The sequence below is a fragment of the Streptomyces sp. NPDC048637 genome (assembly GCF_040650675.1).
GTDB lineage: Bacteria > Actinomycetota > Actinomycetes > Streptomycetales > Streptomycetaceae > Streptomyces.
Window position 1 is genome coordinate 25029 of record NZ_JBEZHQ010000052.1, and the last position, 22099, is coordinate 47127.

At 68.8% G+C, this 22099-nt stretch carries 16 protein-coding genes and 2 pseudogenes; 13 read left to right on the top strand and 5 right to left on the bottom strand.

Annotation, left to right across the window (positions count from 1 at the left end; translation table 11 throughout):
• The first annotated feature begins 355 nt into the window (after positions 1–355).
• The 8 genes from AB0C46_RS37070 (at position 356) to AB0C46_RS37105 (ending at position 10354) form a co-directional block, all read left to right on the top strand.
• Positions 356–565: a hypothetical protein gene (locus tag AB0C46_RS37070; RefSeq protein WP_362833504.1), complete on the top strand. Its 210-nt coding sequence runs from the start codon at positions 356–358 to the stop codon at positions 563–565.
• Positions 566–621: 56 nt separating this feature from the next.
• Positions 622–1251: a restriction endonuclease gene (locus AB0C46_RS37075; protein ID WP_362833505.1), complete on the top strand. Its 630-nt coding sequence runs from the start codon at positions 622–624 to the stop codon at positions 1249–1251.
• A 63-nt stretch (positions 1252–1314) separates the two neighbouring features.
• Positions 1315–1710 carry a hypothetical protein gene (locus AB0C46_RS37080; RefSeq protein ID WP_362833506.1) on the top strand — a complete coding sequence of 132 codons (396 nt, stop codon included), beginning with the start codon at positions 1315–1317 and terminating at the stop codon, positions 1708–1710.
• A complete protein-coding gene (locus tag AB0C46_RS37085; RefSeq protein ID WP_362833508.1) occupies positions 1707–5405 on the top strand; it encodes an AAA domain-containing protein in 3699 nt (1232 codons plus the stop codon). The genes AB0C46_RS37080 and AB0C46_RS37085 overlap by 4 nt, the downstream gene beginning before the upstream one ends.
• Positions 5406–5591: 186 nt before the next feature.
• Positions 5592–6428 carry a vWA domain-containing protein gene (locus tag AB0C46_RS37090; protein WP_362833509.1) on the top strand — a complete coding sequence of 279 codons (837 nt, stop codon included), beginning with the start codon at positions 5592–5594 and terminating at the stop codon, positions 6426–6428.
• Between the two features lie 17 nt (positions 6429–6445).
• Positions 6446–7273 carry a hypothetical protein gene (locus AB0C46_RS37095; protein WP_362833511.1) on the top strand — a complete coding sequence of 276 codons (828 nt, stop codon included), beginning with the start codon at positions 6446–6448 and terminating at the stop codon, positions 7271–7273.
• A gap of 2 nt (positions 7274–7275) precedes the next feature.
• Positions 7276–9456 carry a hypothetical protein gene (locus AB0C46_RS37100; RefSeq protein WP_362833512.1) on the top strand — a complete coding sequence of 727 codons (2181 nt, stop codon included), beginning with the start codon at positions 7276–7278 and terminating at the stop codon, positions 9454–9456.
• 214 nt (positions 9457–9670) lie between these two features.
• Entirely contained in the window at positions 9671–10354 is a 684-nt protein-coding gene (locus AB0C46_RS37105) for a tyrosine-type recombinase/integrase (protein WP_362833513.1), read from the top strand.
• 124 nt (positions 10355–10478) lie between these two features.
• On the opposite strand, the gene AB0C46_RS37110 is transcribed toward AB0C46_RS37105, so the two are convergent.
• On the bottom strand, positions 10479–12008 hold the full coding sequence (locus AB0C46_RS37110) for a UDP-N-acetylglucosamine 1-carboxyvinyltransferase (protein ID WP_362833514.1): 1530 nt from the start codon (positions 12006–12008) through the stop codon (positions 10479–10481).
• 178 nt (positions 12009–12186) lie between these two features.
• On the opposite strand from AB0C46_RS37110, the gene AB0C46_RS37115 reads away from it, so the two are divergent.
• Together AB0C46_RS37115 and AB0C46_RS37120 are read left to right on the top strand one after the other, a co-directional pair.
• Positions 12187–13098 carry a DUF1648 domain-containing protein gene (locus tag AB0C46_RS37115; protein ID WP_362833516.1) on the top strand — a complete coding sequence of 304 codons (912 nt, stop codon included), beginning with the start codon at positions 12187–12189 and terminating at the stop codon, positions 13096–13098.
• Between the two features lies 1 nt (position 13099).
• Entirely contained in the window at positions 13100–13459 is a 360-nt protein-coding gene (locus AB0C46_RS37120; protein WP_362833517.1) for a GntR family transcriptional regulator, read from the top strand.
• Between the two features lie 322 nt (positions 13460–13781).
• On the opposite strand, the gene AB0C46_RS37125 is transcribed toward AB0C46_RS37120, so the two are convergent.
• Positions 13782–15143 carry an MFS transporter gene (locus tag AB0C46_RS37125; protein ID WP_362833519.1) on the bottom strand — a complete coding sequence of 454 codons (1362 nt, stop codon included), beginning with the start codon at positions 15141–15143 and terminating at the stop codon, positions 13782–13784.
• Positions 15144–15493: 350 nt separating this feature from the next.
• On the opposite strand from AB0C46_RS37125, the pseudogene AB0C46_RS37130 reads away from it, so the two are divergent.
• Positions 15494–15852: pseudogene (locus tag AB0C46_RS37130) on the top strand (nucleotidyltransferase domain-containing protein); the annotation flags it as partial.
• Positions 15853–15888: 36 nt separating this feature from the next.
• On the opposite strand, the gene AB0C46_RS37135 reads toward AB0C46_RS37130, so the two are convergent.
• Positions 15889–17028: a lipase gene (locus AB0C46_RS37135; RefSeq protein WP_362833529.1), complete on the bottom strand. Its 1140-nt coding sequence runs from the start codon at positions 17026–17028 to the stop codon at positions 15889–15891.
• A 290-nt stretch (positions 17029–17318) separates the two neighbouring features.
• On the opposite strand from AB0C46_RS37135, the pseudogene AB0C46_RS37140 reads away from it, so the two are divergent.
• Positions 17319–17436: pseudogene (locus tag AB0C46_RS37140) on the top strand (FAD-dependent monooxygenase); the annotation flags it as partial.
• Between the two features lie 179 nt (positions 17437–17615).
• On the opposite strand, the gene AB0C46_RS37145 reads toward AB0C46_RS37140, so the two are convergent.
• Both AB0C46_RS37145 and AB0C46_RS37150 read right to left on the bottom strand, forming a co-directional pair.
• Entirely contained in the window at positions 17616–18320 is a 705-nt protein-coding gene (locus AB0C46_RS37145; protein WP_362833521.1) for an MFS transporter, read from the bottom strand.
• Complete coding sequence (locus AB0C46_RS37150; protein ID WP_362833523.1) at positions 18317–18736, bottom strand: MarR family transcriptional regulator; 420 nt, start codon at positions 18734–18736, stop codon at positions 18317–18319. Before AB0C46_RS37150 ends, AB0C46_RS37145 begins: the two co-directional genes overlap by 4 nt.
• Positions 18737–19298: 562 nt before the next feature.
• On the opposite strand from AB0C46_RS37150, the gene acnA reads away from it, so the two are divergent.
• Entirely contained in the window at positions 19299–22028 is a 2730-nt protein-coding gene (gene acnA, locus AB0C46_RS37155; protein ID WP_362833525.1) for an aconitate hydratase AcnA, read from the top strand.
• Positions 22029–22099 lie beyond the last annotated feature (71 nt).

A 22099-nucleotide genomic window follows, 5' to 3' on the forward strand; every position in this document is an offset into this window, starting at 1 on the left:
GATGCCGGTACTCAGGTGGCGCCCGTGGAATCTCCGACGCGGCGAAAGAGGGAGGACGGCGGAAGCAACAGATCGAAAGCGCAGTCCGACGCCCTACAACGAACGGCCTATCGCACGCGCTCGGCGGGCGAAGGCGCAGGAGCTGGTCGAGCGACTGGTTTTCCTAGTTCCACGAAGCCGCAGTCGTCAGCCCGGGGGCGCGCAGAGGGACACACGAGGGGAAGTCCGCTCCCAGCGCACCCACACGCCCCCTGCTCTCCTGCTGGTTCGGCCGAAGACGTACTGGTCGGGGCGGGGGCATTCCCGATATTCATGAAGGCTAGGTCGGGGAACGGGGGGTCCGATGCTGCTTGTCATGGCATTACTGGTGATCGGCGGGGTCGCGCTAGTGTCGCGTTGCGGGGGGCCGACAGCCTTCCACCGGCCGTGTCGCCGCAGGCGCAGGGGGCTGTTCGCGCGCTGCCGAGACCATGCCTTCACTTTGGTCACGATCACCGACCTGGCGGGCCTCGCGCTGTTCGGTCTGGCCTTCGGTGTGTGGGCGCTCTTCGGGTCGGCCGCCTGATGCGGCGCAGGCGGAGCCAAGGAGGATGGGCTGCGGTTCCCTGGTGGGCGTGGGGTGTGGGCACCCTGGCTGGGGTCACTGGTCTGTGGCAGGCGGCCGAGGAGCGGCCGGCGTGGACGGGCATGGTGCTGACCGCCGTGGCAGTGGGGCTGGGCCTTAAGCCGGGGCGGCTGGCCGTACAGAGATGGACCGGGCGCTCGGTGCTTCCCACGGGTCCCGTGCGCTATTCGCTGGCGCATCTCGATGCCCTGGACCCCCAGGCATTCGAGTTGGCATGCTGCTCCTTGCTGCGCCGGGACGGACTGACCGCGGAACATGTGGGCAGAGCGGGGGACAAGGGCGCCGACGTGCTCGTCGTCGATAGTTCGCAGCGACGGGTCGTCGTGCAGTGCAAACGGCTGCGACCGGACCGGAAGGTCGGGGACCAGGATGTGCAGCGGGTCAACGGCACGTACCGCCACGACCACGGTGCCCATTTCGCAGTGATCGTCACCACCGGAGATTTTACGGCAGCCGCGCGAGCAAGTGGCCCACGCTACGGAATTCACCTGGTGGACCGGGGCGCCCTGGAGAGGTGGGCGGACCTGGGTGAGCCGCTCTACCGAATCCTTCGTGTGCCCGACGAGGGCACACGACGCAGACGCTGGTCGCCCGGGTCGCTGCGGACGAGGATCCCACTAGGGTGACGGTAAATCAGCCAAGCTCGTAATGCGCCTCCTGGTAGGCGAGTTGACGTTCCGAGGGGAAACATGCTTAACGAGGTCGAGTCCGCACGGATCCAGGTGTTCGGCGCCGATCCGCGGCACGCGGAGGTTGAAGCGCGAGAGCTTCGTGAGGTTCTGCATCGGCTGGATGACGCCCAGGTGCGCTTCGTCGCGCCTGAAGCGCCGCGAAACACGGAGGGCGCGAAAGGGCCGGAGCTGCTCACTCCGGAGGTCGTACTCGTCCTCACCACAGGAAGCTTCGCGTTGGCGGGGACCGCCATCAAGGCATGGGTCGAGGTCCGCAAAAGCCGCAAGGTGCGCGTCGTGCATTCCGACGGCACCGTCACGGAGTTCCAGGGCGGAGTATCCGGCCGTGAGGTGAAAGCGATGCGGGACGGCCAGGGCGACGGGCCGGGCACCGGTCCGGGGGGCGAACGATGAGCCGCAAGCATGCCTTACTCGTGGGCACCGCTCTCTACGAGGACGTGGACTTCCCTTCCCTGCCCTCCGTGCGCGCGGACGTTCACTACCTGAGCCAGGTCTTGGAGATGCCTGCGGTTGGAGGCTACGAAAAGTGCGTGCGGGTTGAGGACTCGTCGAAGGCGGCGATCAAGCAGGCGGTAGAGCGTTTTCTGAGCGAGCGCGAGCCGGACGAACTGGTTGTGCTCTATCTCAGCGGCCACGGGACGTACGACCGTGAGGACGGGCAGCTCTACTACGTCACCACGGACACCGAGGCAGAGCGGATTCAGCAGACTGCCCTCGAAGCCTCCTATGTGACCGACCAGTTGGAGAAATGCGCCGCTCGGCGCAAAGTCCTGCTGCTCGACTGCTGTTTCAGCGGCAGTGCGGTGCAGGGCTTCCGCAGCAAGGGGGCCTCGCACTCGGCCACCGCACCGGTCGTTGAGGCCGGTGGCGTGCACGTCATCACCGCGTCGCAGCACTGGGAGCAGGCTTTCACCGCCGATGCGGACCAGCCCTCGCAGTTCACCAAAGCGATAGTCGAGGGTCTGCACTCAGGACAAGCGGACCTGGACGGTGACGGGCAGGTCTCGGCGAACGATCTGTTCCGGCACATCAGCCGTGACTTGCAGAGAGCACCTGACGGACGTCGGCAGACGCCGACTCAGTCCAGTCTTCACGTGACCGGCGACATCTATCTGGCTCGTGCCGCCGCCGGGCGGCAGATCCCTGCCCTCAAGTCGTTGCCTGCCGGGCTCATCGCAGTCACCGACGGAACCGGAGAGGTGACGCCGGCACCGGTCAAGTCCACTGAGGAAGTACACGACGACTCCGCCTTCACGGAGGCCGATTGGGCCCCACTGCTGACGTACTACCAGCACTGTTTGGAAGCGGAGAACTCCACCGACCAACTGCTCCCCCTAGTGGGCAGCGATCCTCCACGTGCGGTCTGGTCCGCAGGGGAAGAAGTCCTGCTCTCCGGCACGGAAGCCACGGTACAAGCGCCGGAACGCGTCGCGGACCTCGCAGAGCGTGTCCGTGAGGACGGCGCCGACCTCTGGTACGGATATCCCGTCGCTGTCCTCTATGACGGCAAGCGGCAGGTGTGCGCCCCGCTCGCCATGCGTCAGATCGAGGTCGAACGCGATCCGCAGGCACGCAGTGTGGTCACGCCGACAGGGCCGATCGTGCTGCATCCCAAACTCGTCCTCGATCGATTGGGCAAGGACGAAGGCAAGGAGTTGCTGGCCGCCTACCAGCCCAACTGGCGGCCGGGCTTCCGGGAGGACATGGTCCGCGACCTGCGGAGTCTGTTGCAGGAACTAGGACTGTCCGACACGGAGCACCTCGATCCTGGAGCTCTCGGCGACGGCAGCTCGCTGTACGCCGCGCATGAGGGGGCCCGCAATGTGGCAATGGTCTTCGCCGCACGGCCGGACTCGGCCGCCACCGCACAGCTCATGAAGGACTACAGCACGCTGCAGAACAGTGTCGGGCAGTTCGCCGGCACCGCGCTCGGGGCATTCACGGGGCGCGGAGGTCCAGGAGCGGACGAGAGCGCGGAGCAGGACGTGCAGCTCGTCGCTCCGCTGGAACTGAACGAAGGACAGGAGGCGGTCATCCGGGCCGCTATGGTCCGCAGGCTCACTGTCGCCACCGGCCCGCCCGGCACCGGGAAGAGCCAGCTCATCGTCAACGCCATCGCAACAGCCAGAGCAGCCGGCCAGACCGTGCTCGTCGCATCGACCAACAACAAGGCAGTCGACGAGGTCTGGGAGCGTTGCGAAGCACTGGTGCCGGGACTTCTCGTGCGCACGGGCAACCAGGCAGCCGTCGAGCATGAGTTGCGGACACTGGAGCAGCTGACCCGCAGCGTCCATCCCCGTCAGACTTCCCAGACGCACCGGGGCGAACTGCGGAACCACCTCCGGGTGCAAGAGACGCTGCGTCGCCAGCTTGCTGACATCACGCGCCGGGAGCGGGAACTCGCGGACCTCGGCCGGCTGCGTCTCTCCTACGCCGAACAACACCACGGCACCCCGCAGGCATTCGCTACGGCCCTGGGCGACGATGTCTCTCTCGGCCGGTGGCTGCGCCGGGCTCGCACGGCAATCCGCCTCGGAATCTTCGGAGGGTGGCTGCGGAGCCGATGCCTTCGCGGTCTCGCCCCGCTGTCCGTACCGGCAGCAGGGCGTCAGGGCTTCGCTGACCTGCTCTCTTTCGCGGAAGCCGAGTTCGCCTGGCGACGGAAAGGCACCGAAGCCGACGCGGCAGCGGACGACGCCCAACTCCTCACGATGCTCCGGGAGGCCGATCGACGGGTCCGGGAGACGGCGGTAGCACTGCTGCAGGCGTCGGTGGCGGAACAGGCAAGTTCCGCGCGCGCGGCCATCCACGACCGCGTCGAAGCCGTGAAGTCACGGTCACCGCGGCAGTGGTCGTCCTTGGAGCGGATATTGCCGCAGGTGTCCGGCTGGGCCGTCACCGCCAGGTCCGCCCGGCGATTCCGGGACCGCGCTGCCCTCTTCGACCTGGTCATCGTCGATGAAGCGAGCCAGTGCTCCACGCCGGATGTGCTGCCTCTGCTCTTCCGCGCACGGCGCGCCCTGGTGATCGGCGACCCCATGCAGTTGCAGCACATCACCACACTCCAGCCTCGGCAGGAGGCTGCGGCGCACCGCGGGGCGAGGCTGCGGGCGAGCTGGCTCGACGAGCACAGGCTCGAACACCGCCGTTACTCCTCGTTCCACGCGGGTGCCCACGCGACCGGGGAAACCCTGTTGCTGGACGAGCACTTCCGTTGCCATCCGGACATCGTCGGGATCTCGAACCGGCGTTGTTATGGCGACCGGCTGACCGTCCTCACCGAACCCAGGTCGTTGCGACGTCTCGAAGGAGTCGACGCGGTTCAGTGGCTCGATGTCGCAGGAACGGCGCGCAGAGGTGGCACGGGGTCCTGGATGAATTACGAGGAGGCGGATCGCGTCCATCTCTCGGTGGAGCGGTTGCTCATGCGGCTGCCTGAAGGCTCGACGGTAGGGGTCGTCACCCCCTTCCGGGCCCAGAAAGACCTGATCGCCGAGCGCTGGAAGCACGAGGCGCGCGTACGAGTTGGCACGGTGCACACGTTCCAGGGTGGACAGCAGGATGTGATCCTTTTGTCGCTTGTTGCGGGCGCAAGAATGCGCCCCAGCGCGGTCAACTGGCTGTGCCGCGAGGTCAACCTGTGGAACGTGGCCATCACCCGTGCCCGTTCGCATCTCATTGTTTTCGGCGACCGTGATTTCTGGTCGGTCCGTGCGGGGATGCCGCGTGCGCTGCTGGACGCGGCCGAGGCTAAAGCCGCGCTGCCTTCGTTCGGCGTGAACTCCGACCGACAGGATGAGCTTGTCGGCGATCGGCTCCAACTCCTACTGGCCGATGGGATTTCCGGCGTCCTGCTCGACAGAAACGTCACGACTGACGGCTATCCCTACGACTTCGACGTTCGCCGGGGCACGGGCGCTGCCCAGGTCCGGCTGGACCACGGTGCGTCCGCCGACATGGATGACGCACGCCATCTGAGGCTGGCCCTCACCCACGCGGCACTGCTGCCGAACGGCGTGCGGCTGCCTGCGTGGCACGTATGGGCCGGCCGTGCGGAGCGAGTGACGGATCGGCTCAGCGGCCCATGAGGGCAATGCGCGGGATTTCTTCGAGAGCACTTTGAGTACGCCCCATACGCCAATGTCTGCGCACTATCATGGAGTTGGGGGATCTCAGTGACTTGGCCTGCGCGACGGCGACAGACACCGGCACGTCAGCATGTCGTTTGAGCTTCTCCGACGTCCGACTTCTTCGCAGTCCGCCGGGAGCCCAACGTGCCGTACACGGCAGAGATCAGCCGCAGCAATCCGACCAGCATCATCTTCCTCGTCGATCAGTCGACCTCCATGAGTGATCCCATCGGCGGTGAAGTCCCTCAGCAGAAGGCCGATGTCGTTGCTGACGCCATTAACCGGCTGCTCACTGAGCTCTCGGTCAAGTGCGCAAAAGAGGAAGGCGTACGCGACTACTTCCACGTCGCGGTCATCGGCTACGGCGCTACCGTGGGCTCGGCGTTCGCGGGATCGCTCGCGGGCCGTGACATCGTCCCCCTCAGCGAGGTGGCGGACAACCCGGCCCGCGTCGATGAGCGAAGCAAGAAGGTGCCCGACGGTGCCGGTGGCCTGGTGGAGACCGTGGTCAACTTCCCACTGTGGATGGACCCGATCGCCCACGGCGGAACCCCGATGAACCGCGCGCTTCAGTACGCTGAGAGCCTCGTCGCGGGGTGGACCGAGCGTTACCCGGCCAGTTTCCCGCCCATCGTCATCAACCTGACGGACGGCGAGTCCACCGACGGCGACCCCACCGCGGCTGCCGAGGCCGTCACCTCGCACGCCACCGCCGACGGAGCGGCGCTGCTGTTCAACTTGCACGTATCCGCCGCGGGCGGAACCCCCACCGCTTTCCCCGACACGGCTGACGGCCTGCCCGACAGCTATGCTCGGACACTGTTCGCCATGTCGAGCCCGCTGCCCAGCCACATGCGTTCTTACGCCGCCTCACAGGGCCAGCGGGTCAGCGAGACCACCCGCGGCTTCGTCTACAACGCGGACATCACCACGGTCGTGCAGTTCCTCGACATCGGCACCCGGGCCACTGAACTGCGGTGACGACTTCCACATCATGCGTGTATGTCACGCACCTCGTGGCTCCCAAGCAGGGAAGCACGGAGGCGGAATGCGAAGACGCCGTCGCCGTGCTTCCCAGCCGCCCACACGACTACATGCTGCGGGAGCCGCTCACCGCGGGCGTCTGCGACGGGGCGACGGAGAGTGCACTCGCCAAGGACTGGGCCAGTCTGCTGGCCTGCGCGGCGGCCGAACGTGCCATGGAACTGCCGGACCTGTTGGCAGGCGGCACCGCCTTCGAGGAGTTCGCGTCGTCGGCGGTTTCTCAGTGGGAGCCCTGGCTCGGGCAGTACACGCAGGCGCGCCACGAGGAAGGGCGCCCGTTGAAGTGGTACGAGCACACCAAGCTCGCAGAGGGCGCCTACGCGACCCTCCTCACCGTGCGCGTCGACCCGGATGCCGATTCCGACGCCGACACGGCTGAACCGGCCTGGCGATGGCGCGCTGCCGCGCTCGGGGACAGCTGCCTGTTCCACCTGCACGACAACCGTCTGGTACAGGCGTTCCCGGTGGCGACCGTGGAGGAATTCGGCACAACTCCCGATCTCTTCGGCAGTCGCAACCACGACGTGGCATTGCTGGCTCGCCGCACGCGGTTCACCGAAGGCCGGTGCAGTCCTGGCGACCGGCTGCTCCTGATGACGGACGCCCTGGCCGCGTGGCTCTTGTCAGTTCCGGATCAGGAAGACGCTGTAAACCAGTTGCTGGAATTCGCCGGACCCGACGACCTGGACGGGTTCAAGAACTGGCTGAATGGTCTGCGGGACCGTCGGCAATTACGCAACGACGACGTGGCGCTCGTACGGATCGATTTCGAGGGGCGGTGAACGTGGGCCCGGCCACCGGTCCGCAGAGACAATTTCCGAGCGGTGCCGAGTACGCGGAAGCGCTGCAGCACACACAGCTGTGCTTCCAGCATCCCGAACTCAAAGGCGCACAGCCCGACCTGACCAAGCTCGGTCTGCCTCGCGCCATCTCCGGCGCATTCGCGAGCGTCTTCTCGCTGACCTCGGCCGACTCGGGTCGGCGTTACGCGATCAAATGCTTCACACGCCACGTCCCGGACCAGGAACGCCGCTATCAGGCCATCAGCTCCCGACTCGCGCGGCTGGAGCCGGCCGAACTCTCGCAACCGTGGAATCTTGGATTCGAGTACCTTCCCTCCGCCATCAGTGTCGGGCGGGATCGCTATCCGGTCCTGAAGATGGAATGGGCCGAGGCCGTCACCCTGTCGTCCTGGCTCGACGACAACTATGCCCACCGGTTCGCCGTCGACCGTATGGCCGACCGGTTCGAGGCCCTGACCCGTGATCTGGCCACCCACGAGATAGCCCACGGCGACCTTCAGCACGGCAACCTGCTCGTCGCAGGCGATGACACCTTGCGCCTGGTCGACTACGACGGCATGTACGTCCCGGCACTGGCCGGAATGGGCAGCACTGAGCGGGGGCACCGCAACTATCAGTCGCCCATGCGCGGGAATGATGACTTCGGGGCGGCGCTGGACCGATTCTCCGCCTGGGTCATCTTCTTGTCGCTCAAGGCGATCGCCTCCGACCCTGCCCTGTGGAACCGGCTGCACGAGCCGAGTGGTGAGTTCCTGCTGCTCACCGAGGAAGATTTCAAGAGTCCTGGTGGTTCCACGAGACTGCAGACGCTGCTGGCCCACCCCGATCGCACGGTGAGCGGACTCGCCGACCAAGTGCAGTCCTTGGCCTTCCAGCCGTTGGACGTGCTGCCTCCGCTTGCCCTGGCCGTCCCCAAGCAACGGATCGCCGCGACGACCTCAGCGGCACCGGCTCGCGGCGCTGCAACCGCTGCTCCTGGTACAGGCGGACTGCCCGGATGGATGACTGGGCACGTCTCTCCACAGGCCGCCCCGACCCCGACCGCGCCCTCGGCCACTGCCCCGGACGGCTTCCGTACCCGGACGTCGCTGGATGTCGCCACTGCCGTGCTCTGTCCGCTCATGCTGATCGCGACCGTCCTGATGGTCGTCGTAGGGTTCTCGGCGTCACCGATCGAGCCGGGGGTGCCCGCTCTCGCTGCTGTTGCGCTCACCACGTTCGCTCGGAGCCGCCGCGCGGAGCGGACACATGCACGGGCCGCCCTTGCCAAGCTGACGAATGAACTGGCCCAGCTCGATGACCCGGTCAAGGCAGCAGAGAAGCTGCACAAGGACCGGGCGAAGTTCGACGCGGCGGAGGCGAAGCGGACCGCTGCCTTCCCGCGAGCCCAGGACAAGCTCACCGCTCAGTACCATGCCGAGCTCAAAGAGGCCGAGAAGCGCAAGGTCCGCAATCAGCGCGACATAGACAGGAAGATCGACGGACTTGCGGAAGAACTCCGTAGAGCCCTGGCCAAGGCACTTACCGACAAGCAGTCGGCGTATGTGCGGGATCAGCTCGGCCGACGGCTGATCGCTCAGTCCCCGCCGACCGGCATCGGGCCGAAACTCGCCTCGCGTCTGGCGGCGGCGGGCATCCGGACAGCAGCCGACTTCACGGGCTACCGGCCCGTGCAGAACACCCACTACAACAGCACCGGTGCCGTGCTCGTGCTGAGCAGCGGCCGGGTCATCGACGTCCACGGCATCGGCGAGGCCAAGGCCATAGCCCTCGATGTCTGGCGCAAACGCCTGGTCGCCTCCGCTGAAGCACGGCAACCGACCTCCCTCAGTGCGTCAGAGCGACAGCCGATCGAACAGGGCGTCGCCCGCCGGCGGACCCAGCTCACCGCCCGGCGTAAGGATGTGGATTCCGAGACCGATGCGTTGCGTGTGAAGGCACGGAAGCAGATGGAGGACGGACAGGAACGACTCACCCGAGAAAACTCCCTTGCAGGCGATCAGGCCCGACAGCAGCGGCAGCACTTCAGCCGGCGCACGGTCGCGCTCCAGCAGAACAGCGCGCTCCACGGGACACTGAGCGACTCCGTCGAGGCTGCCAAACTCCGGCAGCACGGACTGTCGTTCGTGCGCTATATACGGTTCCTCTACATCGGTCGCTAAACTCACGATCGCCCGCCGAGGACAGCGGCGTGGATGGGGCGGATCTTGGTATTGCGCGTCGCGATCGCGACAGTCGTGCCGCATTTGGCTCGGCGCTCCGAGCTGCCGCGACGCGTTTCCCTGAGCAAGCAGAACAGCAGCCTGCGCAACGTCGCCCTGCGCGACTCCATTATCCACGGACTGCGGCTCACCCCCAGCCTCCCAAACGTCACGCGTGCTGGCCGTACGCGCAGGCATCCCGGACCGCTACCGCGCGCTTGTCGAGATTGGTGCTGGACTCGGCCTGCGGCAGGGAGAGGCGTTCGGCCTGTCGATGGAGGACATCGACTTCGACGCGGAGATCGTCCATGTCCGGCGTCAGGTCAAGATGGTGCGGACGAAGCTGTGCTTCGCGCTTCCCAAGGGGCGCAAGGTCCGCGAGGTGCCCCTGCCCTCAAACGTGCCCAAGGCACTACGGCAGCATGTGGAGTTCCTCGCACCCGTGCCGGTCACCATGCCGTGGGACGATCCGCGCCCGCCGCAGACCCTGATAGAAGCCAAGCAACGTCGGCCCAGGACGTACGACCTCCTGGTGACGGGCCGCGAGCATAAGGCGATCAATCGGAACTACTTCAACTCCTACGTCTGGAAGCCCGCCCTGGCCGAGGCCAGCGTGATCGCCGCGCTGGAGGAGAGCGCACCGGACGGATCCCGAGCCTGGGAGCCCTCCCGGGAGCACGGTTATCACGCCCTGCGTCACTTCTACGCCTCCGAGCAGTTGGAGGCCGGCGAGTCGGTCGTCTCCCTGGCCAGGTGGCTCGGGCACTCTGACCCCGGCTTCACGCTTCGGAAGTACGCGCACTTCCTGCCCCGCGCCGGTGCACGCGGCGGCGCCGCCATCGACGCGGTCTTCGCGTAGCCGCAAGCCGACCGGCAGACGCTCGGTCCTGGCGCAAAGTCCCAGAGAAGTCCCAGACATGCCGCCGCACGCCCTCCTGGCCCGTATTCACGCAGGTCAGGCAGGGCGCGGCGGCACCCGCCCCTCAGATGTCCCGGAAGATCTCGATCTGTGCCCCGATCGAGTTGAGGCGCTCCGCCAGGTCCTCGTAACCGCGGTTGATGACATAGACGTTGCGCAGCACGGAGGTGCCCTCGGCGGCCATCATGGCCAGGAGGACGACGACGGCCGGGCGCAGGGCCGGGGGGCACATCATTTCCGAGGAGCGCCAGCGGGTCGGGCCGTCCACCAGGACGCGGTGCGGGTCGAGCAGTTTGACCTGGGCGCCGAGGCGGTTGAGGTCCGTCAGGTAGATGGCGCGGTTGTCGTAGACCCAGTCGTGGATGAGGGTCTGCCCCTGGGCGCTGGCCGCGATGGCCGCGAAGAAGGGGACGTTGTCGATGTTGAGGCCCGGGAAGGGCATCGGGTGGATCTTGTCGAGCGGGGCCTGGAGCTTGGAGGGGCGGACCGTCAGATCGATGAGCCGGGTGCGGCCGTTGTCGGCGGCGTACTCCGCGCTGCGCTCGTGATCCAGGCCCATCTCTTCCAGGACGGCCAGTTCGATCTCCAGGAACTCGACCGGGACCCGGCGGATCGTCAGCTCGGACTCGGTGACAACTGCCGCTGCGAGCAGGCTCATTGCCTCGACCGGGTCCTCGGACGGTGCGAAGTCCACATCGCGTTCGATGTGTGCGGCGCCGTGGACGGTGAGTGTGGTGGTGCCGATGCCGTCGACCCGGACGCCCAACTCCTCCAGGAAGAAGCAGAGATCCTGGACCATGTAGTTGGAGGAGGCGTTGCGGATGACCGTGATGCCGTCGTGCCGGGCGGCGGCCAGCAGTGCGTTCTCGGTGACGGTGTCGCCGCGCTCGGTCAGCACGATTGCGCGCTTGGGGGCGACGCTGCGGTCCACCTCGGCGATGTAGGTGCCGTCGGTCGCGGTGATCTCCAGACCGAAGTGGCGCAGCGCGGTCATGTGCGGGGTCACGGTCCGGGTGCCGAGATCGCAACCGCCCGCGTACGGCAGCTTGAAGTGGTCCATCCGGTGCAGCAGCGGGCCGAGGAACATGATGACGCTGCGGGTGCGGCGGGCCGCCTCGGTGTCCATCGAGTGGAGGTCGAGCTCCGCGGGCGGGACGATCTCCAGGTCGTTGCCGTCGTTGATCCACCGGGTCCGGACGCCGATGCTGCCCAGCACTTCGAGGATGCGGTAGACCTCCTCAATGCGGGCCACCCGGCGCAGCGTTGTGCGTCCCGCATTCAGCAGCGTGGCGCACAGCAGCGCCACACAGGCGTTCTTGCTCGTCTTCACGTCGATGCTGCCGGACAGCCGGCGTCCGCCGACCACCCGCAGATGCATCGGCCCGGCATAGCCGAGCGAGACGATTTCGCTGTCGAGGGCCTCGCCGATACGGGCGATCATCTCAAGACTGATGTTCTGATTCCCGCGTTCGATGCGGTTGACCGCACTCTGGCTGGTGCCCAGAGCCTCCGCAAGCTGCGTCTGTGTCCAGCAACGGTGCTGCCGGGCGTCACGGATGAGCCTGCCGATGCGTACGAGGTAGTCGTCTGCCATGGGGTGACCGTATCTCAGATATGAGATGGATGCCGCATTGCGACGTGTCGAGTTGTTCTACTACTATGCGAACAACTGAGAGGTAGTCATGAAGAGTGCATTACGTTCCGTTTCGTCCGCAGATGTACCCTCGGGCGGCTCCGCGCGGACCTGGCTCGCCGCCGTTCCCTTCGTTGTCGTGACCGTGGCTTTCGTCGGTATTTATGTGGGGGTGGCCGACCGGTTGCCTGATCCGCTGGCCACCCACTTCCGAGGTGCACGCGCGGACGGCTTCTCCTCGGTTCAGGGCTTTCTGACCGAGTCCCTCGCCGTGCTCCTCGTCCTCGGCTGCGTCTTCGGCCTGCTCTTCCAGGTGCGGGTCCCGGTCCCCGACGTGCCGTGGCTGATCGCCGGCTGCTTCGCCACCGCCGCCGGGCTCGGTCACTCCCTCTGCGGGATTCTGCTCGCCAACGCCGGCGTCGGTGACGCCTCGGCCGTCCGGGGACCGCGGTGGCAACTGGCCGTGGGCCTCGGTGTGGCGCTGCTCGCGGGCGCAGTCGGGCGGCTGCTCGCCGGGGCGGCACCCCCGCAGCCCCGGCGGGCACGCGGTGCGACGCCCCGGCTCGACCTCCCCGCCGGTACGACCGCCGGCTGGTCACGCACCATCAGCTCATCCCCGCTGATCGTGCTGGGTGTCCTGCTGCTCGGCGCCGGACTCGTCGTGGGCGCCCTCGCCGGCTGGCTCTCCGCCGCCGGACTGCTGTTGGGCGGTGCCGCGGTACTGCCCCTGGCCTCCGTACGGGTGACCGTGGACCGGCGTGGGCTGGCCCTGTCGCCGACGCTGCTGCCCGGTCGTTTCCGTCTGCGGCGCATCCCCGTGGACCGCATCGCCGAGGCCCGCAGCCGCCGGATCTCCTGCTTCGCCGAGTTCGGCGGCTGGGGTTACCGCATCCGGTCCGGTGCCAGCGGCCTCGTACTGCGCTCGGGGGAGGGCATCGTGGTACGGCTGACCAACGGCAGGGAGTTCGCGGTGACGGTCGACGATGCCGCGACGGCCGCCGCGCTGCTCAATACGTATGCGGACCGCGCGCATATGCGGCAAGGAGGCTGAGGTGCTCTTCCGGGTCGACTCCGGGTCGTCCGTCCCGCTCGGCGACCAGATCGCGGCCTCGGTCCGCGGCGCCATCGCCGACGGCACGGTGAACACCGGGGAGCGGCTGCCGGCCGCCCGCGAACTCGCCGCGTCCCTCGGTGTGAACGTCCATACCGTGCTGCGCGGCTATCAGCGCCTCAGGGAGGAGGGGCTGATCGAACTCCGCCGCGGCCGCGGTGCGGTGGTCATCGGTGCCGCCGCCCCCGCCCGCGCCCGCCTCGGGGAAACCGCCGAGCGGCTGATCGCCGAGGCCCGCAAACTGGGGCTCTCCGACGAGGAGATCGTGACGGTGGTGCGGGTGGGGCTCGCGGGACGGTGAGGCGGCGCGGGCATGGGTAGGTAGGACGGTCGGGGCTCGGCTGCTTGGCCGTTCCGTCGTTCCGCCGCTTCGTCGTTCCGATGCTCGGCCGTTCCGTCGCTTCGCCGTCCCGCCGTTCCGACGCTCAGCCTCTTCGCCTCTTCGCCGCTTGACCGCTCGGCGCGTTCCGTCGCTTCGCGGCTGCGCCAAGCGCTCCGCGGGAGGTGCCGGGAGGTCCCGGCCTGCGGTTCGGCGGTGTTGTGGCCGGTCGCGCAGTTCCCCGCGCCCCTTCGGGACGCAGCCCCACCGCAGCGGTCGGGACGCAGCCCCACCGCACCGGACTTCAGCGGGGCCGCTCGGCTGCGCGCGCGCCGCTCTCCTCGCCCGCCGCCTCCGGCGGAGGCGCCGCCTCCGCCTCGGCCTCCGGCGCCGGCGCCGGCGCCGGCGCGCGGACGCCGCGTACCTGAGGGGAGAGCAGGGCGGCAGCCGAGGCGAGGACGATCAGCGCGGCGCAGCCGGCGAGGGCCTGGCCGACGCCGATCCGTGCCGCGACCGGGCCGGCGATCAGCAGGCCGAGCGGCGCGAAGGCCAGCGAGCCGAACCAGTCGTACGAGCTGACGCGGGACAGCGCCGCCTCCGGGACCTCCCGCTGGATGGTGGTCGCCCACAGCACACCGAAGATGTCGGCGGCGATGCCCGAGCCGAACATGGCGAGCGCGATCCACGGTACCGGCGCCCGCACGGCGAGCAGCGCGATCGGGAGGGCCAGCGGGAAGGTGGACAGCACGGCGATCAGCACCGGTCGGCGCACCCGGATACGGGCGGCCAGCCCGGCGCCCGTGATGGTGCCCAGTGCCTGCGCGGCGACGATCAGCGACCAGGACCGTGCCCCGCCCAGCTCGTTCTCGGCCATCAGCGGCCCCAGCACTCCGGCATTGGCGTTGAGCGCGGCGACGACGACCGAGTACTGCGCGACGACCACCCACAGCCACTGCCGTCCGGCGAACTCCCGCCAGCCGTCCCGCAGATCGGCCCACCCCGACGACCCCGTACGGGCCCGCGCGGGCAGCCGGAGGCCTCGGATCAGCAGCGCGCTCACCACGAACGACGCGGCGTTGAGCGCCAGGGCCCAGCCCGCGCCGACGACGGCGACGGTTACACCGGACAGCGCGAGTCCCAGCAGCATCGAGCTGTTCATACCGACCCGCAGCAGCCCGTTCGCCTGCTGCAGCCGCTTGGCGGGGACGAGCAGCGGAATGACACCGTCCATCGCCGGGGAGAACAGCGCGGTCGCCGTTCCCGCCAGCGCCGCCAGTGCGCAGAGCGCCATCAAGGGGGCATGGCCGGTCAGCACCATGGCGGCGAGACCGGCGTAGGCGGCGGCGCCGACCAGATCGGAGGCGATCATCAGCCGGGAGCGCGACATCCGGTCCGCAATCACCCCGCCCGCGAGGATGAACACCAGCTGTGGCACCGCCTGACAGGCCAGCACCAGCGACAGCTGCCCGGGGCCCGCACCCGGCAGTGCCAGCACCGCGAAGGACAGCGCCACCCGGGCGAAGCCGTTCCCGAGGACCGAGAGGGTGCGGGCGGAGGCCAGCAGGACGAACCGCCGGTCGCGCCAGAGGGGCGGGTCGGCAGGCGGTGGGGCGGTGGCGGCGGGCGGGGACGGACAGGGGGGCGCGGGTTCCGGAGTGGCCGTCACGGCGTCAGCGTAGGAACCGGAGGTCCGTCCGCGTGCGGAATTCCGCACATCGGCCGGGGAGGTGCGGTGCGCGGGGACGCCCGCTGCCGCCGCCTCCGGACCGGGGCCGGACTGTCGGCTCTTGACCTCCACCCCGGTCCTGCCCGGCTCTCCGATCCTGCCCGGCTCCCCGGTCCCGCCCGGCTCCCCGGTCCTGCCCGGCTCTCCGATCCTGCCCGGCTCCCCGGTCCCGCCCGGCTCCCCGGTCCTGCCCGGCTCCCCGGTCCTGCCCGGCTCTCCGATCCCGCCCGACTCCCCGGTCCCGTCCCGTCCGAGGCGGGCCACCGACCAGGCAACGGCCGGCCCGCCTCCTGGACCGCTTTCTGGCCGCCCTCCGCCCCGGCTCCCGCTCCGGGCGCTCCGGGCGCACGGCTCCCTCGCCAGTGGCGACTACCAGCAAGGCCGCAGCGATCTCGACCTGATCGCGGTCGTCGACCGCCCGTGTACGCCGGAGGAGGAAAGGCAACTGGGCGCGCTCCACGAGACCCTGGACCGGACCGACCCCCTGGCCTCGAAGCTGCACTGCAGCTACCTGGCGGCCGAGGCGACGGCCGACCCCGCACGCATGCACCTCACCTGGGCCCATCGGGAACTCAAGCGGCGCGCGGTCACCCCGGTCACCCGACGCGAACTCCACACGTCCGGACGCGTCCTCCACGGTGACGCCCCACCGCCCGCCTCCAGGTGCGGAGCGAGCCCCCGTCGGTCAGCGGAACGGACCCTCGGTCGCGAAGGCATGGGCGGCGAAGCGTTTGCCCATCCGGCGGTATGCGGCGGCGACAGGGTGCAGGCCGTCGGCCAGGTCGTCCGCCTCGTCCGGGCCGAGCAGCTCGCGTCCGTCGAGATAGTGCAGGTGGGGATCGTGTGCCTGCCGGGCCGCCACGATCCGGGCCAGCTCGGTACGGACCACCGTCAGTGACAGCGCCCCAGCGGCCACATCGGCCGGGTCGCCCAGGGCGGTGACCTGCCCGTCCGGGCCCGTCGCGCTCGGGCCGGGGGTCTCCTCCAGGGCCGGACAGCTCACTGGCGAGATCAGCAGCAGTGGGGTGTCCGGGTGCCCGTCCCGGATCGTGTCCAGGAATCCGTGCACCGCAGGGCCGAACGTCCGCAGCCGGAAGGCGGCCAGGCCCACGATGTTGATGCCTGTCTTGAGGCTGATCAGGTCGGCGGGCATGTCGCGGATCGTCCGGGCCACATAGGGGTCCAGCAGCTCGTTGCCCGCCTGACTGAGGTTGATCACCTCCACGCCCCCGAGCGCAGCCGCCACCACCGGCCAGGTGCCGGTCGGGCCGTCCGCTTCGATGCAGTGGCTGACGGAACTGCCGTGGTGCACCCAGCGGCGCCGCCCGTCCGGCAGCGGCGCCAGCACCTCGCCGTCAGCGCGCAGTGCCACCAGTTCCGTGGGGGTCTGCTGCGGCAGCCACAGCTCGATGTGCTTCATACCGGCCGGCAGCCCGGTGAACCGTACGGTCCCCGGCTCGCCCGGGATCAGCCGCTGCACGGCCCCGGGGGTCGCCATCCGCAGCACATTGCCCACGGGCGCTTGCCGGCGCCCGGCCGGGGCACCGTCCACCAGCAGTTCCAGCATCCCGGTCGGGCGGGGCCGGGGGTCGGTGTCGAGTTGCCCGGTAGAGGTCAGCACCTCGAACTCGAGCGCACACGCATCGGTACGGAACACCAGCCGCACGCCCGAAGGCATCAGGGTCACCCCGTAGACCGACGGGTCCTGGTACTGCTCCTTGGTCCACTCGGGCAACCGGCGCGGCATCACCCCCGCCTCCGTGACCTCCAGGTCCAGCGCACCCCGTAACTCCACCGGCCCGCCCACCAGCGGAACCGCCCGCATGGCCACCATCACCGCTCCTGTCCCAGGTCAAGCATTCCAAGGTCCGGCTGCGTCGCCGCAGCCGCGGGTTCCCGCCACCGCACGGGTCCCCACCACCGTACGGGCTCCCACCACCGCACGGATCCCCGCCACCGCACGGATCCCGCCACCGCACGGGCCCCCGCCACCCCTGACACATCAGCACCCTGTGCCGCTCACACTCCGGCGACGCGGGCCTATTGATCGCCCACCTTCGATGACAACGAACAAGCGTCGTCGGCGCAGCACATCCCGCTGCAGATCGGGCCCCTTGGGATCGGGTGCCGGGGATGACCCTGCTCGGCGGACGCCGCCCACCTCTCGGTCCCGAACGGTGGAGGCGCCCATCTGACCATGTGCGACGGCGCCGAACTCGGCAAGGCAACAGCGTCGGCAGGACCGCCCGGCGGCGCCGCGTGCCTACCTGCAACGTTGGCGGCGGCGAGCAGGCTGACTGCCGTACTGGTCAAGGCAGTTGAGGAACCGTGGTCGTGGGCGATGGAGATCAGGTGCGTGTCCATCAGGCCGGTCGTCGTCACACCGCACACGAAGAAGGGTGCGAGCAGACCTCACAGTAGCCGGGACCGCAGCACCGCCCCCATCTGCCCCTTGCTCGACTTCTGTTGCTGCTGCACGTCTTCCGTGTCCGGTCCGCCATACGGCTCATGTCCCGCGTCACTGGGAGTCGACCGCAGCAGGAGGGCGGTGACCGGGCCCACGAACGCCACCAGCAGCACGCCCTCGACGACGAGGGTGGTGCGCCAGCCGTAGACGTCGATCAGGAAGAGCGAGAGGGGCGTGAAGACGAACTGCCCTGCCCCGAAGCCCGATTCGACCAGGCCGACGGCGAGGCCGCGCCGGGCGATGAACCACTGCCGGACCACGAGCCCGGCCGTCACACCAGAGGCCGCGCTGAAGCCGAGCGTGGTGACGACGCCGTACAGGACGAGCAGGGCGGGGACGGAGGTGGAGGCCGAGGCCAGAAGCAGGCCGGCGCCGGCGATGAAGACGCCGGCGGACAGTACCGCGCGCGGCCCGAAGCGTCCGGTCAGGGTGCCAACGAGCGGTTGGGTGAGCCCATAGAACAGGTAACTCACCATGCCGATCAGGCTGATGGTGCCGAGGCCCGCGTGCAGCCCGTCCCGCCAGGCGGGAACAAAGGCGCCGAAGGCGATGCGGGTGCCCTGTGCCGTCAACAGGCCGAGCAGGACCAGGGCGAGCATGCCCCAGGCCGGGTGGACACGTCCCCTGGCTTGCGGGGCCTGCTTGTTCACCGGCCTCCCTTCGCTATCGTGCGCAGCGCAGCGCGCAGCGGTGTCACCTCGTCCGCGCGGAACGGCTGCAGGATCTCCGTGTTGAGTCCGTCGACGATGCGCTCCACCTCCTCGCGCAGCGCGGCACCCTTCGCGGTGAGGGCCACCCGCACCAGACGGCGGTCCGTGGCGACCGGGGCCCGGCTGACCAACTCGGCGCGCTCCAGGCGGTCCAGGACACCGACGATGGTCGCGCTGTCCATCACCAGTCGCTCGCGCAGCTGGGCAGAGGTGCGGTGGTCCTGCTCCCACAGCCCGGCCAGTACGGAGTACTGCGGCACGGTCAGGCCCGCCGGGGCGAGGCGGCGCTTGAGCTCGCCGTGCACCTGTTGATACGCCTTGCCGAGGGCGAAGACGACGCACTCGTCGATGTTCACGGGTACCTCCACGAGAAGGAATGATCACTCGTACACGAGACACTGGTGCGCGAGGTACTAGTACGCGAGTGATTCTCTTCCTGCTGGGCCCGGCGTTCTCTCGGCCGGTGGGCGCCGAGCGGTCGGGCGGTGCGCCCACTCCTACTCCTTACAGGTGGCAGTGCTGCTTCTCGCAACGACAGGAGGTCGGACGAGGCGGAGCCGGATCAGTCGAGATGCCGGCCGGCTCGGCTGAGATCGCAGGCGCCTCGGACCGGATCGCCTGAGGGGGAGTGCCGGAACCCTGGAGGTGGCGTGACTGGGCTGCGCGACCAGGTTCGCTGGGGCAGCACCCCGAAACGACTCGGTTCGCCGGGAAAGCGACTCGATTCGGCGAGACGGGACGACACCGGTCAGGGCATGACCCGGCCGCAACGATGTACTAGAGTTATCTCGACATCGAGATATCTGGCGAGAGACGTACCGCTGCCGCTCCAGTAAGGCGTACCTAACTTAGGCACACCTTAGCGGATGGGCAAGAACCTGTGACGGCAGGATTGCGGGGGTACGCGCGAATTCATGCATGAAGGAGACTGTCGTGTCGGCGAACAGCTTCGACGCCCGCAGCACGCTGCAGGTGGGCGACGAGTCGTACGAGATCTTCAGGCTGGACAAGGTCGAGGGGTCCGCCCGTCTTCCGTACAGCCTGAAGGTGCTGCTGGAGAACCTGCTCCGCACCGAGGACGGCGCGAACATCACCGCCGACCACATCCGGGCGCTCGGCGGCTGGGACTCGCAGGCCCAGCCCAGCCAGGAGATCCAGTTCACGCCGGCCCGCGTGATCATGCAGGACTTCACCGGCGTGCCCTGTGTGGTCGACCTCGCCACCATGCGTGAGGCCGTCAAGGAGCTCGGCGGCGACCCCGCGAAGATCAACCCGCTGGCGCCGGCCGAGCTGGTCATCGACCACTCCGTCATCGCCGACAAGTTCGGCACGAAGGACGCCTTCGGCCAGAACGTCGAGCTGGAGTACGGCCGCAACAAGGAGCGCTACCAGTTCCTGCGCTGGGGCCAGACCGCCTTCGACGAGTTCAAGGTCGTCCCGCCCGGCACCGGCATCGTCCACCAGGTGAACATCGAGCACCTCGCGCGTACGGTCATGGTCCGAGGCGGCCAGGCCTACCCCGACACCCTCGTCGGCACCGACTCGCACACCACCATGGTCAACGGCCTCGGTGTGCTGGGCTGGGGCGTCGGCGGCATCGAGGCCGAGGCCGCGATGCTCGGCCAGCCGGTCTCCATGCTCATCCCGCGCGTCGTCGGCTTCAAGCTGACCGGTGAGCTCAAGCCGGGCACCACCGCCACCGACCTCGTGCTGACCATCACCGAGATGCTGCGCAAGCACGGTGTCGTCGGCAAGTTCGTCGAGTTCTACGGCGAGGGCGTCGCCGCCACCTCGCTGGCCAACCGCGCCACCATCGGCAACATGTCGCCGGAGTTCGGCTCCACCGCCGCGATCTTCCCGATCGACGACGAGACCCTGAAGTACCTGCGCCTGACCGGCCGCGACGAGCAGCAGGTCGCGCTCGTCGAGGCGTACGCCAAGGAGCAGGGCCTCTGGCTCGACCCGGCCGCCGAGCCCGACTTCTCCGAGAAGCTGGAGCTGGACCTGGCGACGGTCGTCCCGTCGATCGCCGGCCCGAAGCGTCCGCAGGACCGCATCGTCCTCGCCAACGCCGCCGAGAAGTTCGCGCAGGACGTGCGCAACTACGTCGAGGACGACGACGAGGCGGGCAAGGAGTCCTTCCCGGCCTCCGACGCCCCGGCCTCCAGCAACGGTGTGCCGACCCGTCTCACCACGGTCACCGCCCCCGACGGCTCGACCTACGAGATCGACCACGGTGCGGTGACGGTCGCGGCCATCACCTCCTGCACCAACACCTCGAACCCGTACGTCATGGTCGCCGCCGCGCTCGTCGCGAAGAAGGCCGTGGAGAAGGGCCTGACCCGCAAGCCGTGGGTCAAGACCACGCTCGCCCCGGGCTCGAAGGTCGTCACCGACTACTTCGACAAGGCCGGTCTGACCCCGTACCTCGACAAGGTCGGCTTCAACCTGGTCGGCTACGGCTGCACCACCTGCATCGGCAACTCCGGCCCGCTGCCGGAGGAGGTCTCCAAGGCCGTCAACGAGCACGACCTGGCCGTCACCTCGGTGCTCTCCGGCAACCGCAACTTCGAGGGCCGGATCAACCCCGACGTCAAGATGAACTACCTGGCGTCCCCGCCGCTGGTCGTCGCGTACGCCCTCGCGGGTTCCATGAAGGTGAACGTCACCAAGGACGCGCTCGGCACGGACACCGAGGGCAACCCGGTCTTCCTGAAGGACATCTGGCCGACCGAGGCCGAGGTCAACGACGTCGTGGCCAACGCCATCGGCGAGGACATGTTCAACAAGTCCTACCAGGACGTCTTCGCGGGCGACGCCCAGTGGCAGGCGCTGTCGATCCCGACCGGCAACACCTTCGAGTGGGACCCGCAGTCCACCTACGTGCGCAAGCCCCCGTACTTCGAGGGCATGACGATGGAGACCACCCCGGTCTCCGACATCTCCGGCGCCCGGGTGCTGGCCAAGCTGGGCGACTCGGTCACCACCGACCACATCTCCCCGGCCGGTGCGATCAAGGCCGACACCCCGGCCGGCCAGTACCTCACCGAGCACGGCGTCGAGCGTCGTGACTTCAACTCCTACGGCTCGCGCCGTGGTAACCACGAGGTCATGATCCGCGGCACCTTCGCCAACATCCGCCTGCGCAACCAGATCGCGCCGGGCACCGAGGGCGGCTACACCCGCGACTTCACGCAGGACGGCGCGCCGGTCTCGTTCATCTACGACGCCTCGCAGAACTACCAGGCCGCCGGCACCCCGCTGGTCATCCTGGCCGGCAAGGAGTACGGCTCCGGCTCGTCCCGTGACTGGGCGGCCAAGGGCACCGCGCTGCTCGGCGTCAAGGCCGTCGTCGCCGAGTCCTACGAGCGCATCCACCGCTCGAACCTCATCGGCATGGGCGTCCTGCCGCTGCAGTTCCCGGAGGGCCAGACCGCCGAGTCCCTCGGCCTGACCGGTGAGGAGACCTTCTCGGTCACCGGCGTCACCGAGCTGAACGAGGGCACCACGCCGCGCACCGTCAAGGTGACCGCGGACAGCGGTGTCGAGTTCGACGCGGTCGTCCGCATCGACACCCCCGGCGAGGCGGACTACTACCGCAACGGCGGCATCATGCAGTACGTGCTGCGCTCGCTCATCCGTAAGTGAGCAGGGCCGCCGGCTGACCGCCGGCGGCACAGGACGGGCCGCACCCCCCTCGGCCGAGGGGGGTGCGGCCC